Origin of the sequence: Pseudomonas sp. IT-P260, assembly GCF_949768395.1 — a bacterium.
GTDB lineage: Bacteria > Pseudomonadota > Gammaproteobacteria > Pseudomonadales > Pseudomonadaceae > Aquipseudomonas > Aquipseudomonas parakoreensis.
Window position 1 is genome coordinate 91153 of sequence record NZ_CATKPO010000001.1, and the last position, 13546, is coordinate 104698.

Annotated in this window: 14 protein-coding genes; 2 read left to right on the forward strand and 12 right to left on the reverse strand. The window is 59.9% G+C overall.

Features of this window, described 5'->3' with window-relative positions; all coding sequences use genetic code 11:
- Positions 1-12: 12 nt before the first annotated feature.
- The 8 genes from ccoP (ACM6HV_RS00365) to ccoN (ACM6HV_RS00400) all read right to left on the reverse strand — a co-directional run bounded on the left by ccoP (ACM6HV_RS00365) (position 13) and on the right by ccoN (ACM6HV_RS00400) (position 6912).
- Positions 13-996 (reverse strand): cytochrome-c oxidase, cbb3-type subunit III, encoded by a 984-nt coding sequence (gene ccoP, locus ACM6HV_RS00365; RefSeq protein WP_041067842.1) that lies wholly within the window; start codon positions 994-996, stop codon positions 13-15.
- Entirely contained in the window at positions 993-1178 is a 186-nt protein-coding gene (locus ACM6HV_RS00370; protein WP_003175465.1) for a CcoQ/FixQ family Cbb3-type cytochrome c oxidase assembly chaperone, read from the reverse strand. Before ACM6HV_RS00370 ends, ccoP (ACM6HV_RS00365) begins: the two co-directional genes overlap by 4 nt.
- A 6-nt stretch (positions 1179-1184) precedes the next feature.
- Positions 1185-1793 (reverse strand): cytochrome-c oxidase, cbb3-type subunit II, encoded by a 609-nt coding sequence (gene ccoO, locus ACM6HV_RS00375; RefSeq protein ID WP_041067866.1) that lies wholly within the window; start codon positions 1791-1793, stop codon positions 1185-1187.
- Positions 1793-3235, reverse strand: a complete 1443-nt coding sequence (ccoN, locus tag ACM6HV_RS00380) for a cytochrome-c oxidase, cbb3-type subunit I (protein ID WP_047293093.1) — start codon at positions 3233-3235, stop codon at positions 1793-1795. Before ccoN (ACM6HV_RS00380) ends, ccoO (ACM6HV_RS00375) begins: the two co-directional genes overlap by 1 nt.
- A 482-nt stretch (positions 3236-3717) precedes the next feature.
- The gene (gene ccoP / locus ACM6HV_RS00385) at positions 3718-4671 is read right to left on the reverse strand and encodes a cytochrome-c oxidase, cbb3-type subunit III (protein ID WP_414902852.1); all 954 of its coding nucleotides are present in this window, start codon (positions 4669-4671) and stop codon (positions 3718-3720) included.
- Positions 4668-4865: a cbb3-type cytochrome oxidase subunit 3 gene (locus tag ACM6HV_RS00390; protein ID WP_041067875.1), complete on the reverse strand. Its 198-nt coding sequence runs from the start codon at positions 4863-4865 to the stop codon at positions 4668-4670. Before ACM6HV_RS00390 ends, ccoP (ACM6HV_RS00385) begins: the two co-directional genes overlap by 4 nt.
- Positions 4866-4868: 3 nt before the next feature.
- Positions 4869-5477, reverse strand: coding sequence for a cytochrome-c oxidase, cbb3-type subunit II (ccoO, locus tag ACM6HV_RS00395; protein WP_003223389.1), 609 nt, complete (start codon positions 5475-5477; stop codon positions 4869-4871).
- Between the two features lie 10 nt (positions 5478-5487).
- Positions 5488-6912, reverse strand: a complete 1425-nt coding sequence (gene ccoN, locus ACM6HV_RS00400) for a cytochrome-c oxidase, cbb3-type subunit I (protein WP_041067879.1) — start codon at positions 6910-6912, stop codon at positions 5488-5490.
- Between the two features lie 94 nt (positions 6913-7006).
- Here ccoN (ACM6HV_RS00400) and ACM6HV_RS00405 point away from each other — a divergent pair, with 94 nt between their 5' ends.
- Positions 7007-7684: an alpha/beta family hydrolase gene (locus ACM6HV_RS00405; protein WP_414902855.1), complete on the forward strand. Its 678-nt coding sequence runs from the start codon at positions 7007-7009 to the stop codon at positions 7682-7684.
- Between the two features lie 655 nt (positions 7685-8339).
- Here the strand turns inward: ACM6HV_RS00405 and ACM6HV_RS00410 are convergent.
- Positions 8340-8852, reverse strand: coding sequence for a hypothetical protein (locus ACM6HV_RS00410; protein WP_414902857.1), 513 nt, complete (start codon positions 8850-8852; stop codon positions 8340-8342).
- Between the two features lie 295 nt (positions 8853-9147).
- Here ACM6HV_RS00410 and ACM6HV_RS00415 point away from each other — a divergent pair, with 295 nt between their 5' ends.
- Positions 9148-9381 (forward strand): DUF6124 family protein, encoded by a 234-nt coding sequence (locus ACM6HV_RS00415; RefSeq protein WP_414903036.1) that lies wholly within the window; start codon positions 9148-9150, stop codon positions 9379-9381.
- Between the two features lie 769 nt (positions 9382-10150).
- Here ACM6HV_RS00415 and ACM6HV_RS00420 read toward each other — a convergent pair.
- From ACM6HV_RS00420 to inhA, 3 genes are all read right to left on the reverse strand, one after another.
- Complete coding sequence (locus ACM6HV_RS00420) at positions 10151-11716, reverse strand: methyl-accepting chemotaxis protein (protein ID WP_003223402.1); 1566 nt, start codon at positions 11714-11716, stop codon at positions 10151-10153.
- 102 nt (positions 11717-11818) lie between these two features.
- Positions 11819-12610 carry a type II CAAX prenyl endopeptidase Rce1 family protein gene (locus tag ACM6HV_RS00425; RefSeq protein ID WP_414902859.1) on the reverse strand — a complete coding sequence of 264 codons (792 nt, stop codon included), beginning with the start codon at positions 12608-12610 and terminating at the stop codon, positions 11819-11821.
- A 206-nt stretch (positions 12611-12816) separates the two neighbouring features.
- A complete protein-coding gene (inhA, locus tag ACM6HV_RS00430) occupies positions 12817-13503 on the reverse strand; it encodes an isonitrile hydratase (protein ID WP_414902861.1) in 687 nt (228 codons plus the stop codon).
- Between the last annotated feature and the right edge of the window lie 43 nt (positions 13504-13546).

The following is a 13546-nucleotide window of genomic DNA, read 5'->3' on the forward strand; positions in this document are numbered from 1 at the left end:
CAGGCGTTGGCCTTATTGAGCCTCGGCTTCTGCGGGTTTGTCACCGTGGGACAGGCTGTAAACATACGCTGCCAGCAAGTGCACCTTATCGTTGCCTTGCAGTTGTTCCTGCGCAGGCATCTGGCCCTGACGGCCGTAACGGATGGTCTGTTGCAGTTGGGCGAAGCTCGAACCGTAGATGAACGCGGCCGGGTGGGTCAGGTTGGGCGCGCCCATCGCCGGGGTGCCTTTGCCTTCCGGACCGTGGCAGGCCACGCAGTTGGCAGCGAACAGTTTCTGGCCGTTGGCCGGGTCAGCCTTGGTGCCTTCCGGCAATTTGCGGCCATCAAGTTGAGTGACCACGAAGGCGGCGACGTCGGCGACGCCTTGCTCGCCAATGACGTCGGCCCAGGCCGGCATCACCGCGTGACGACCGCCCATGATGGTGGTCTTGATGGTTTCCGGCTCGCCGCCCCAGCGCCAGTCGGCGTCGGTCAGGTTCGGGAAGCCATAGGCGCCTTTGGCGTCGGAACCGTGGCACACCGAGCAGTTGGAGGCGAACAGACGGCCGCCCATCTTCAGTGCCTGTGGATCCTTGGCGACTTCCTCGATCGGCATCGCCGCGAACTTGGCGAAGATCGGACCGAACTTGGCGTCCGAGCGGGCCATTTCCTTTTCCCACTCGTGCACGCCGGTCCAGCCGGTCTGGCCGTTGGCGAACGCGGTCTGCTTGTCGTTATCAAGGTAGTTGTAGCCCGGCAACAGGCCTTTCCAGTTGCCCAGACCCGGGTACAGCACCAGATAACCGAGGGCGAATACGATGGTGCCCACAAACAGCATGAACCACCATTTCGGCAGTGGGTTGTCGTACTCCTCGATCCCGTCGAAGGAGTGGCCCACGGTCTCTTCCGTCTGCTCGCTGCGCTGGCCCTTGCGGGTCGACAGCAGCAGCCAGGTCAGGGAAAAGATCGTACCGAGACTGAGGACTGTGACGTACAGACTCCAGAATGTAGTCATTCTTTGTTACTCCTAGAAGCTTGCTCGACGTGCTTGATGGCTTCGGGATCATCCGCAAAAGGCAGCAAGGTTGCGTCTTCAAACTCCGACTTGCGCTTGGGGCTGAATACCCACAACGCCAAACCGATGAAGGCCACCATCACAACGACGGTGCCCAGGCCGCGAATCATCCCGATATCCATGAAGAATCACCGTTTGCTTTTGATGATGGTGCCCAGGCCCTGAAGGTAGGCCACCAGCGCGTCCATTTCGGTTTTGCCCTTTACAGCCTCTTTTGCACCGGCGATGTCTTCGTCGGTGTAAGGGACGCCGAGCGTGCGCAACACTTCCATTTTCCTGGCCGTGTCTTTGCCGTCGAGCTTGTTTTCCACGAGGAACGGGTAAGCCGGCATTTTCGACTCAGGCACCACGTTGCGCGGGTTGTACAGGTGCGCACGCTGCCAGTCATCGGAGTAACGACCGCCCACGCGAGCCAGATCCGGACCGGTACGTTTGGAACCCCACAGGAACGGGTGATCCCAGACGCTTTCACCGGCGACCGAGTAGTGGCCGTAGCGTTCGGTTTCGGCGCGGAACGGACGGATCATCTGCGAGTGGCAGCCGACACAACCGTTGGCGATATAGACGTCGCGGCCTTCCAGTTCCAGTGCCGAGCGCGGCTTCATGCCTTCGACCGGCTTGTTGGTGACGTCCTGGAAGAACAGCGGAACGATCTGGGTCAGGCCGCCAATGCTGACGGCGATAACCATGAAGAAGGCCAGCAGGCCAATATTCTTCTCGACAGCTTCATGCTTCATCAGTGAGCTCCAACGACAGCGATCTGGGCGGCGGCTTCGGCTTCAACCGGGTTCGAGGCGCGCACGGTGCGCCAGACGTTGTAAGCCATCAGGAACATGCCGCTGGCGAAGAATGCACCGCCCAGGGCACGGACGATGTAGCCCGGGTGGCTGGCCTGCAGCGCCTCGACGAACGAGTAGGTGAGGGTGCCGTCATCGTTGATTGCACGCCACATCAGACCCTGAGTGATGCCGTTGACCCACATCGAGGCGATGTAGAGCACGGTACCGATGGTCGCGAGCCAGAAGTGTGCGTTGATCAGGCCGACGCTGTGCATCTGCGCGCGGCCGAACAGTTTCGGGATCATGTGGTAGATCGCGCCGATCGAAATCATCGCCACCCAGCCCAGAGCGCCGGCGTGTACGTGGCCGATGGTCCAGTCGGTGTAGTGCGAGAGCGAGTTGACGGTCTTGATCGCCATCATCGGACCTTCGAAGGTCGACATGCCGTAGAACGCCAGCGACACCACAAGGAAGCGCAGGATCGGGTCGGTGCGCAGTTTATGCCAGGCACCCGACAGGGTCATCATGCCGTTGATCATGCCGCCCCAGCTTGGCGCCAGCAGAATGATCGACATCGCCATGCCCAGCGATTGTGCCCAGTCCGGCAGTGCGGTGTAGTGCAGGTGGTGCGGGCCGGCCCAGATATACAGGGTGATCAGCGCCCAGAAGTGCACGATCGACAGGCGATAGGAGTAGATCGGACGTTCGGCCTGTTTCGGCACGAAGTAGTACATCATCCCGAGGAAGCCGGTGGTCAGGAAGAAACCCACGGCGTTGTGACCGTACCACCACTGGATCATCGCGTCGGTCGCGCCCGAGTAGGCGGAGTAGGACTTGAAGAAGCTGACCGGCAGGGAGGCGTGGTTGACGATGTGCAGCATCGCGGTCACGACGATGAACGCGCCGTAGAACCAGTTACCGACATAGATGTGCTTGGTCTTGCGCTTGGTGATGGTGCCGAAGAACACCAGCCCGTAGGAGACCCAGACAATGGCCAGCAGAATGGCGAGCGGCCATTCCAGTTCGGCGTATTCCTTGGTGGTGGTGTAACCCAGCGGCAAGGTAATGATTGCGCCGACGATAACCGCCTGCCAGCCCCAGAAGGTGAAGGCTGCGAGGCTGTCGGAGATCAGTCGCGTCTGGCAGGTTCGCTGCACGACATAGTAGGAAGTGGCAAACAGTGCACAACCACCGAAGGCGAAAATCACCAGGTTTGTGTGCAACGGGCGCAGGCGTCCAAAGCTCGTCCACGGCAGACCGAAGTTCAACTCCGGCCAGACCAGTTGCGAGGCGATGAAGACACCAAGCCCCATGCCAAGGATCCCCCAGACCACCGTCATGATGGCGAACTGGCGGACTACCTTATAGTTATAAGCAGTCGGACTGATTGCTGTGCTCATTCTAAGGTTCCACGGTTTGGGTGTTTTATTAGGATTAAAATCGGCCGCAAGTATGCAGAGAGCAGGGGGTCATTGCAACGCGCCATGACCTGGGTCAATGCTTTCCAACGCTGATTCTGCGGCCTTTCCATACGCCGCGTAAGGACAAAATCGGCCTCGGACAAAATGTCGCAGCGGACGAAAAAAACGAGGGGTTCAGGTCAGATGTAACGAGGTGTGTTCGAACGCAGTGATCGGGTGACGGACGGTCATCGACGCGACAGCCGGTATCTACCGGGCTTTGCGCCCTTGTCAGTCAGGCGATTTGTCGAACACATCGCTCAAGGTCGACCTGGAACCGGCACGGGCCAGTCCGCATCGAGCAAGCGTAGACCCGTTTCGGAGGATTCGAAAGGAGAGGGTGTGACGGGGTGCGACAATGCGTCGCAAAGGGGCGGGATGCTGCCGCATCGAGAACGATGCGGCAGATGTGTACGCAATACTTACTGCTTGTTGTCTTCAGTAATCAGTTTTTCTGTATTCAATCCGTGCGACAGGCTGTATACATAGGCGGCCAGCAGTTGCACTTTATCGTTGCCCAGCAGTTCATTCTGCGCCGGCATGTGGCCTTGGCGACCATGGCGGATGGTCTGCTCAAGCTGCGTCAGGCTGGTGCCGTAGATAAATCCGGCCGGGTGCGTCAGGTTCGGCGCACCCATGGCTTCAGTGCCTTGGCCGGTTGCCCCATGACAGGCTACGCAGGTGGTGCTGAACGCTTGCTGTCCGGCCTGCAGGTCAGCCTTGCTGTCGGCCGGCAGCGGCAGGCCGGCCAGTTCGTGACGCACATACGCCGCGACGTTCTTTACACCCGTCTCGCCGAGCATTTCGCCCCAGGCCGGCATCGCCGCCATCCGCCCACCCATGATGGTGGTCTTGATGGTCTCGGCACTGCCGCCCCAGCGCCAGTCCTTGTCCGCCAGGTTGGGGAAACCGAACGCGCCCTTGGCGTCGGAACCGTGGCACACCGAGCAGTTGGAGGCGAACAGTCGGCCACCCATTTTCAGCGCCTGCGGATCCTTCGCCACTTCTTCCACCGGCATGGCGGCGAACTTGGCGAAGATCGGCCCGAATTTGGCGTCGGCCTTGCTCATTTCCTTTTCCCACTCGTGGACACCGGTCCAGCCGTCCTCGTAGCCGGGCAGAATGCCTTTCCAGTTGCCCAGGCCCGGATACAGGATCAGATAGCCCACGGAAAACACCAGCGTGCCGGCGAACAGCATGAACCACCACTGCGGCAACGGGTTGTCGTACTCCTCGATGCCGTCGAAGCTGTGGCCCATGGTCTGGTCGACGCTGCCCTTGGTTTCGCCCCGGCGGGTGCCGATCAGCAGCCACGTCAGGCCGATCAGGCTGCCGATGGTCAGTACGCAGATCCACGTACTCCAGAAGGTGGTCATGGCCGGGTACTCCTTGTTTCAGATGCGGGGGTAGTGTCGGGTTGCGGCTCGTCGGCGAACGGCAGCAGACGTGCTTCGGCAAACTCCGGGGTGCGCTTGCGATTGAATACCCACAAGGTCAGACCGACGAAGGCGACGAACACCACGACCGTGCCGAGGCCACGTATGAGGCCTGTGCTCATTTCAATGACCATGGCTCACCTCTTGCTCTTGATCGCAGTGCCAAGCACTTGCAGGTAGGAGACGAGGGCGTCCATCTCGGTCTTGCCCTTGAGGCTGGCGACCGCGCCGCTGATGTCATCGTCGGTGTACGGCACGCCGAGGGTGCGCATGGTCTTGAGCTTGGTTTCGGTGTGGCTGCTGTCGACCGCTTGCGTGACCAGCCACGGGTAAGCCGGCATTTTCGACTCGGGTACCACGTTGCGCGGGTTGTACAAGTGCGCGCGGTGCCAGTCATCCGAATAACGCGCGCCGACGCGGGCCAGGTCCGGCCCGGTACGTTTCGAACCCCACAGGAACGGGTGATCCCACACGCTTTCGCCGGCCACCGAGTAGTGCCCGTAGCGTTCGGTTTCGGCGCGGAACGGGCGGATCATCTGCGAGTGGCAACCGACGCAGCCTTCGCGGATGTAGATGTCGCGGCCTTCCAGTTGCAGCGCGGTGTAGGGCTTCATGCCTTCCACCGGTTTGTTGGTGACGTCCTGGAAGAACAGCGGGACGATCTGGGTCAGGCCGCCGATGCTCACGGCAAACACCATCAGCAGCATCAGCAGGCCGACGTTCTTTTCAATCGTTTCGTGTTTCATGGCGGACTCCTCAGGCCATCTGCGCGGCAGCAACGACGTCAGCAGGCTGCGAGGCCCGCACGGTGCGCCAGGTGTTGTAAGCCATCAGGAACATGCCGCTGAGGAAGATCGCCCCACCCACCAGACGCACGATGAAGCCTGGGTGGCTGGCCACCAGGGTTTCGACGAAGGAGTAGGTCAGCGTGCCGTCCTCGTTGACCGCGCGCCACATCAGGCCCTGGGCGATACCGTTGACCCACATCGAGGCGATGTAGAGCACGGTGCCGATGGTTGCGAGCCAGAAGTGCGCGTTGATCAGGCCGATGCTGTGCATCTGCTCTTTGCCGAAGACTTTCGGGATCATGTGGTACAGCGCGCCGATGGAGATCATCGCCACCCAGCCGAGCGCGCCGGCGTGAACGTGGCCGATGGTCCAGTCGGTGTAGTGGGAGAGGGCGTTTACAGTCTTGATCGCCATCATCGGACCTTCGAAGGTCGACATGCCGTAGAACGCCAGCGACACCACGAGGAAGCGCAGGATCGGGTCGCTGCGCAACTTATGCCACGCGCCCGAGAGGGTCATCATGCCGTTGATCATGCCGCCCCAGCTCGGCGCCAGCAGAATCAGCGACATCACCATGCCCAGCGACTGCGCCCAGTCCGGCAGCGCGGTGTAGTGCAGGTGGTGCGGGCCGGCCCAGATGTACAGGGTGATCAGCGCCCAGAAGTGCACGATCGACAGGCGATACGAATACACCGGACGTTCGGCCTGTTTCGGCACGAAGTAGTACATCATCCCGAGGAAACCGGCGGTGAGGAAAAAGCCTACGGCGTTGTGGCCGTACCACCATTGCACCATCGCGTCGGTCGCACCGGCGTACACCGAGTAGGACTTGGTGAAGCTCACCGGCAACTCGAGGTTGTTGACGATGTGCAGGATCGCCACGGTGATGATGAACGCGCCGAAGAACCAGTTGCCCACATAAATGTGCTTGGTCTTGCGCTGCATGATCGTGCCGAAGAACACGATGGCGTAGGCGACCCAGACGATGGTGATCAGGATGTCGATCGGCCATTCCAGCTCGGCGTATTCCTTGGAACTGGTGTAACCCAGCGGCAGGCTGATCGCCGCCAGCAGGATCACCAGTTGCCAGCCCCAGAAGCAGAACGCGGCGATTTTCGGCGCGAACAATTGCGTCTGGCAGGTGCGCTGCACCGAATAGAACGAACTGGCGAACAGCGCACAACCACCGAAGGCGAAGATCACCGCGTTGGTGTGCAGCGGGCGCAGACGGCCGAAACTGGTCCAGGGCAAATTGAAGTTGAGTTCAGGCCAGACCAATTGGGCCGCGAGAAAAACCCCGAGCCCCATGCCGACGATGCCCCACACCACCGTCATAATGGCGAATTGGCGGACCACCTTGTAGTTGTAGGCGGTACTGATAGAAGTGTTCATGGTTCCCCATCCACGGTTCAGCCGAAGTGAGCGCGCGCGAGAACGCCGCGAATCCTTCGTCTGGAGTTATAGGCAGACTAAAAGCGAGGCAAGCATGGACAAACAGCACAAGGCCAGTATTGACGGGGATCAATGGGCGCAGTGCGTGCGGGATCATGGGTGGCTTTGGGATGCTGCGTCGGGCGAGGCTTCGGCGACGTTGATCCTGGCCCATGGGGCGGGTGCGCCGATGGACAGTGACTGGATGACGGATATGGCTGGGCGCCTTGCTGGATTGGGCGTGAACGTGTTGCGGTTTGAGTTTCCGTATATGGCGCAGCGGCGGGTTGATGGCAGTAAACGCCCGCCGAATCCGGCGCCGAAACTGCTTGAGTGCTGGCGCGAAGTGTTCGCTGAAGTGCGACGTCATGTCGCTGGGGTTTTGGCGGTTGGCGGGAAGTCCATGGGGGGGCGGATGGCCAGTCTTTTGGCCGATGAGTTGGGGGCTGATGCGCTTGTCTGTCTTGGATATCCGTTTTATGCGGTTGGGAAACCGGAGAAACCTCGGGTTGAGCATTTGGCTGCTTTGCGGACTCGGACGTTGATTGTTCAGGGGGAGCGGGATGCTCTTGGCAATCGGGACGCTGTCGAGGCTTACGATCTATCGCCGAGTATTGAGGTGTTTTGGTTGGCCTCTGGGGATCATGATTTGAAGCCGCTCAGGGTTTCCGGGTTTACGCATTCGGACCATTTGGCTTCGGCGGTGGAGAAGGTCGCCGGGTTTCTTCGTTGAGGTTTGGTTGGGGGTGTATATCCGTTGCTGCGGTAACGGCGGCTTAGGGTTCCGCCCTTACGGCGGGTCACCTTTTCCAAACGCCGAAAAGGTAACCCAAAAGGCTTGCTCCTGCGTTCGGCCCGCTCGCTGGGGCTCGGGGTTCCTTCGCTGCGGGATCGATCCGGGGGGCAGCGCCTACGGTTTGCTTCGCTGCACCTCCTCTCGCTGTGTTTGGCTGCGCCAAACGGTCGCTGCGCTCCCACCCCGGATCAATCCCTCCGCTCAGCCTTCCGATGTCGCCCGTGGATCAAGATCAAAAGCGGTACTTGAGCTAACGCTCATCGTGTTGAGTGGTGAGGAGCAAGAGCGGTGCGGGTTCTGCTTTTGCTCTTGTGTGGGAGCGAGCTTGCTCGCGAAGGCGGCCTGCCAGCCGACCAATTTCTAACTGATGAGACCTGATCCCACTGTGGGAGCTGGCTTGCCAGCGATGGCGGCCTGACAGCCGACCAATTTCTAACTGATGAGACCTGATCTCACTGTGGGAGCATACTTGCTCGCGAAAGCGGTCTGCCAGGCACCATGAGTTTCAGGCTGGCAATAAAAAGCCCGGACGCTTTCGCCGTCCGGGCTTTGAGCCAAAAAGATCGCAGCCTGCGGCAGCGCTTGCACGAAGTCATTCTTTCAATGGACGTTGAGGTGGGCTTGCCCGGAGTTGCAGTGAGCCAGCTTCAGTCGGTCTCACCCGGGTCATGGTGAAAGTCCCCTTGGGCTTCAGACGATAGCCATGACTTTTGAACAAGGCCTCGAATGATCCCGTAGCGATGTCCGTTTCAGGGTCATATTTGATGCTGAGGGTCGCCGAGTCGGCGTCTACCGTAGCCATTCCGATGAATCCCGGTGGCGCAGGGATCCAATGGCTGTGTACACATGTCAGCCCTTGGACGAGGTGATAAACACCTGTGAGAGTCTCATCGGATTGGTAGGGCAGAGTCATGGAGAAAGCAAAATAGTTTTCATCGTCGAAATTCCCTGTTCCACCGCTTATGGCCCAATACAACTCCCCAAAAAACTCGCCTTGATAGAAGGAGCTGAATTCCGCTGTTTTCTGTTTGTCGCCCAATCTCCATTGAAACTGGTCATCGCGCACCGGTGGCGTTTTCGGAAGAAAAATAGCGTGAGTGGTCATTGTTAAACCTGCCTTTTCGAGTAAGGGGAGGTGTTACAACCGACTGCAATTACGGTTTCTCTTGATACCCGCTCGAACAGGTGGGCGTCTACTGTCAGATCTCACAGCTAGGCAGCCAGCCTTATATGTGCTGGTCAGCTAATAACGTTGCCGAGACTGGGGTGAATATCCGCTGCTGCGGTAACGGCCACTTAAGGTTTCGCCCTTACGACGACTCACTTTTTTGACAAACGCCTCAAAAAAGTAAGCACAAAAACGCTTGCTCCTGCGTTCGCCCCGCTCGCTGGGGCTCGGGGTGCCTTCGCTCCGGGATCGATCCGGGGGGCAGCGCCCACGGTATGCTTCGCTGCACCTCCTCTCAATCGTCGAGGCTTGCAAATCGCTGTCGTCGGCCAAAGCCATGGCTGGCAATATCGCCAACGCAATCGGCGGCCCGGAGGGCAATCCGCTGCTGGCGCTGCAACAGCTGATCATGTTGAACGAGCTGTTGGTTAATCGATTGCTGGACAAACTGCGGTTGCCTCAATAATTCCGCTGGCCGTTATGGCCTCTTCGCGAGCAAGCTCGCTCCCACATTGGTTCTGCGTACACAGGACTAAATGTGGGAGCGAGCTTGCTCGCGAATGCGGTCTGCCAGACACTACCAGTTTCAGACTGGCAACAAAAAGCCCGGACGCTTTAGCTGTCCGGGCTTCCAGGTCAAAGATCGCAGCCTTCGGCAGCTCATACAGGTGATCGGTGTAGGAGCTGCCGAAAGCTGCGATCTTTTGATTTACTTTGTGGTGGATAGCCTGCCAGTGATCACATATTTATCGAACACTTTCTGCCCATCACGCGCGGCTTGCCGAACATCCAGGAATGTCAGTTCATCACGAACTTTCTGTTTGTGGGGTTTTCGCGTGGGGTATGGATTCATGCTGGCCGATCTGCGTGATTGAGTAGCGACCGGCAAACGATAGAACTTGGCTGCACCGAGCACCAGTCGGCGCATTCTGGCGCAGTTGTAGGCAGTGTCTGCGTTGCTTGAGTGAGATCGTCGTTGGTAGAGAAGGCCTCTTCGCGAGCAGGCTCGCTCCCACAGGGGATTGTCGTCGTACGCAAAACTGTGACCCAACGCAGTTCCAATGTGGGAGCGAGCCTGCTCGCGAAAGCAAACTGGCAAGCGCCATCAATTTCAAATAGGCAATAAAAAACCGGAAGCTTTCGCTAGCCGGTTTTTCAAGATCAAAAGATCGCAGCCTTCGGCAGCTCCTACAAAAAACGGTGTAGGAGCTGCCGCAGGCTGCGATCTTTTGCTTCTAGCGGTTAAACCGCTCCACCAACGAATACTGCGTGTTGGCAGTCTTGGTCAGCTCTTCACTCAACAACGCCGAGTTATGCGCCTGTTCCGAGGTCTGGTCCGCCAACTCCGAAATGTTGCTGATGTTGCGGCTGATCTCCTCAGCCACGGCACTTTGCTCCTCGGTCGCCGCGGCGATCTGGGTGGTCATGTCGGTGATGTTGGCCACTGCTTCGCTGATGCCGACCAGGGCCTGATCCGCTTCCAGTACCCGCGCCACACCTTCTTCGGCCTGGCGATGCCCGGCTTCCATGGTTTGTACGGCGCTGGAGGCGGTCTGTTGCAGCTTGGCGATCAGGGCGTGGATCTGGCCGGTGGATTCGCTGGTGCGTTGTGCCAGTTGGCGGACTTCGTCGGCGACCACGGCAAAACCACGGCCCATCTCGCCGGCACGTGCGGCTTCAATCGCAGCGTTGAGCGCGAGCAGGTTGGTCTGGTCGGCGATGCCTTTGATCACGTCGACCACGCCGCCGATTTCGTCGCTGTCCTTGGCCAGTTGCGTGACGGTCAGGCCGGTTTCCCCGACGACGACCGACAGGCGCTGGATGGCTTCGCGGGTTTCCCCGGCGATGTCACGGCCACGACCGGTCAGGCGATTGGCTTCCTGGGTGGCGTCAGCGGTGCGCTGTACGTGGCTGGCCACTTCCTGGGTGGTGGCGGCCATCTGGTTGACGGCGGTGGCGACCTGTTCGGTTTCCACGCGCTGACGTTCCAGACCGCTGGAGCTGTTGTGCGCCAGGGCGTCGGACTGTTTGGCCTGATCGGTCAGGTGCTCGGCGGTGTCCTGCAGACGGGTCAGGCAGGTTTTCAGGCGCGCTTCCTGGCTGAGGATCGACATTTCCAGACGTGCCTGGGCGCCACGGCTGTCGGTGTACATCTGCGCGATCAGCGGGTCGGAGGTGGTCTGCTCGGCCAGGCGCAGCAGGCGCTTGAGCCCGCGTTGCTGCCATTGCAGGCCCATCAGGCCCAGTGGTACCGACAGACCGGCCGCGAGAGCGAAGCCCCAGTGCGAGTTCAGCGTCGCGCCGATCACGAAGCTCAGCTGGCTGACCAGAATGAACGGCAACCAGTCCTGCAGCACCGGCAGCCATTTGTCGCTGGAAGGGATTGCCGACTTGCCCTGGTTGATGCGTTGGTAGAGCGCTTCGGCACGGCGGATCTGTTCGGCGGTGGGTTTGATCCGCACCGACTCGTAACCGACCACCTGATTACCGTCGAACACCGGTGTCACGTAGGCGTTCACCCAGTAATGGTCACCGGATTTGCAGCGATTCTTGACAATGCCCATCCATGGCAAGCCTTGTTTCAGTGTGCCCCACATGTGCGAAAACACCGCGGCCGGCACGTCAGGATGACGGACCAGGTTGTGCGGCGCACGGATCAGTTCTTCACGCGAAAACCCGCTGATTTCGACGAAAGCGTCGTTGCAGTAGGTGATCACGCCCTTGGCGTCGGTTGTGGAAATCAACCGCTGCTGAGCCGGGAAAGTCCGTTCGCGTTGTGTAATGGGCTGGTTGTTACGCATGGTTTTTCAATCCGCAAGGCTTTGAAAGGTTGTCGGCGCTGTCAGGAAATTATTGAAGTTTTTTTTCAGATATCAGCACGGCGTCGCAAAACCGCGCTTGCTTCAACCGGCGAGCATCGGATAGGTGAACAGCGAAAAATGCAGCAGGTTCAGCCCGAAGTGCGTGGCGATCGCCGCCGCAAGCCCACCAAAGCGGTAGGCCAGACCATAGCCGACACCCGCCAGACCCGCCAGCAGCACCCAGTGCCAGCCGGCACCCACATGCGCCAGGGCAAAGAACAGCGACGCCAGCAGCAGAGCGAGGTTGTCGCCATGGGGCAGGTGCTTGAACAGTCGGCTCAAACCGCCCTGTATATAGCCACGAAACAGTGCTTCCTCGACCAGCGTCACCAACAGCAGATTGTTCAGCAGCCACAGCCACGCCTGATCAGGCCACTTCGGCGCCCAGGCAATCATGCCGAATAACAGTGCGCCACCCAGGGCCAGGGTTGCGCTCAACATCAGGCCGAGGACGCTGGCGTATACCGTCAGACGCAGCGAGCGGGCGGCGACGATCCACGGGCAGGCCAAAAGCAGCCAGAAGCCGATCAGCGGTTTGTCCAGATTCAGGTACATCGCGAACGGCACGGCGTCATCGGTGAAACGCATCTTCGCGATGGCCCGGCCATTATCGAACCCCGGCAACCAGTGCAGCGCCAGCGACAGGGCGAGGAAAACAAACACAGCGTGGCCGAGCAACCGCGCCACCGGCACCACCTGTTGGCGCACGGCGAAACCGGCCACCAGCAACAGTCCGAAGGAGATCAGCGCAAGCCAGCCGAGTTGGCCGAAGCTCAACGCCAGTCCATAACCGAGGCTGAGAAGTGCCAGATAGGGCCATGGCAACGCCTTCATCGAAAGTCCTTGTGCAGAATGGGGGGGAAGGGCTTTCTACACGGGTGAGGGCGTGGGGACAAGTAAAGGTGTGGCGGGAAACGGTGACACGCCGCAATCCTACCTGTAGGAGCTGCCGCAGGCTGCGATCTTTTGACTTTGCTTTTCAAGATCAAAAGATCGCAGCCTTCGGCAGCTCCTACACGGTTCTGTGTGTGGCTGGTGGATCAGCGCAAGTTGAGTTTCGCCGCCGCCCGCTCGGTGATTTCCGTACGCAGTTTCAACGACGGCGTTGCACGCAGGCGAGCCTCATCGATGATCGTGCTCGGTGCCGTATCAGGGCTGCCAGAATTGAACGGCGGCGCCGGCGCATATTCCAGTTGCAACTGAATCAACTGCGCCGCCTCGGCCCCTACCAGTTCAGCCGCCAGCACCAACGCAAAGTCGATGCCTGCGGTAATCCCGCCACCGGTAAACAGATTGCCGTCGCGCACCACCCGGTCCTGCACCGCAATCGCGCCGAGTTTCGGCAGCAGTTCGTGATAGGCCCAGTGGGTGGTTGCGCGTTTGCCTTGCAGCAGACCCGCCGCGCCCAGCACCAGCGAGCCGGTGCACACCGACGTCACATACCTGGCCTGCGCCGCCTGACGCTTGATGAACCCCAGCGTCTGCTCATCTTCCATCAGCGGCCCGACCCCGGCACCGCCGGGCACGCAGATCACATCCAGATCCGGGCAGTCGTCGAAGGTGGTGGTCGGTTTCAACAGCAGGCCGGTGCTGGCGGTGACCGGCACCAGATCCTTCCAGATCAGATGCACCTGCGCGTCCGGCAAAGAGGCCAGCACGTCATAGGGACCGGTCAGGTCGAGTTGCTGCACCTGCGGAAACAACAGAAAACCGATCTGCAACGTCATGATTCATCTCCGTGAAAAGGGCTGGACGGCTTCACTGTAGGCG

Bases quoted from the DNA above. Each gene is read 5' to 3' on its own strand.
- ACM6HV_RS00420 (WP_003223402.1), bottom strand. From the start codon at position 11,716: ATGCGTAACAACCAGCCCATTACACAACGCGAACGGACTTTCCCGGCT.
- inhA (WP_414902861.1), bottom strand. From the start codon at position 13,503: ATGACGTTGCAGATCGGTTTTCTGTTGTTTCCGCAGGTGCAGCAACTC.
- ccoO (WP_041067866.1), bottom strand. From the start codon at position 1,793: ATGAAGCATGAAGCTGTCGAGAAGAATATTGGCCTGCTGGCCTTCTTC.
- ccoN (WP_041067879.1), bottom strand. From the start codon at position 6,912: ATGAACACTTCTATCAGTACCGCCTACAACTACAAGGTGGTCCGCCAA.
- ACM6HV_RS00370 (WP_003175465.1), bottom strand. From the start codon at position 1,178: ATGGATATCGGGATGATTCGCGGCCTGGGCACCGTCGTTGTGATGGTG.
- ccoO (WP_003223389.1), bottom strand. From the start codon at position 5,477: ATGAAACACGAAACGATTGAAAAGAACGTCGGCCTGCTGATGCTGCTG.
- ACM6HV_RS00410 (WP_414902857.1), bottom strand. From the start codon at position 8,852: ATGACCACTCACGCTATTTTTCTTCCGAAAACGCCACCGGTGCGCGAT.
- ccoP (WP_414902852.1), bottom strand. From the start codon at position 4,671: ATGACCACCTTCTGGAGTACGTGGATCTGCGTACTGACCATCGGCAGC.
- ACM6HV_RS00425 (WP_414902859.1), bottom strand. From the start codon at position 12,610: ATGAAGGCGTTGCCATGGCCCTATCTGGCACTTCTCAGCCTCGGTTAT.
- ACM6HV_RS00390 (WP_041067875.1), bottom strand. From the start codon at position 4,865: ATGGTCATTGAAATGAGCACAGGCCTCATACGTGGCCTCGGCACGGTC.
- ACM6HV_RS00405 (WP_414902855.1), top strand. From the start codon at position 7,007: ATGGACAAACAGCACAAGGCCAGTATTGACGGGGATCAATGGGCGCAG.
- ccoP (WP_041067842.1), bottom strand. From the start codon at position 996: ATGACTACATTCTGGAGTCTGTACGTCACAGTCCTCAGTCTCGGTACG.
- ccoN (WP_047293093.1), bottom strand. From the start codon at position 3,235: ATGAGCACAGCAATCAGTCCGACTGCTTATAACTATAAGGTAGTCCGC.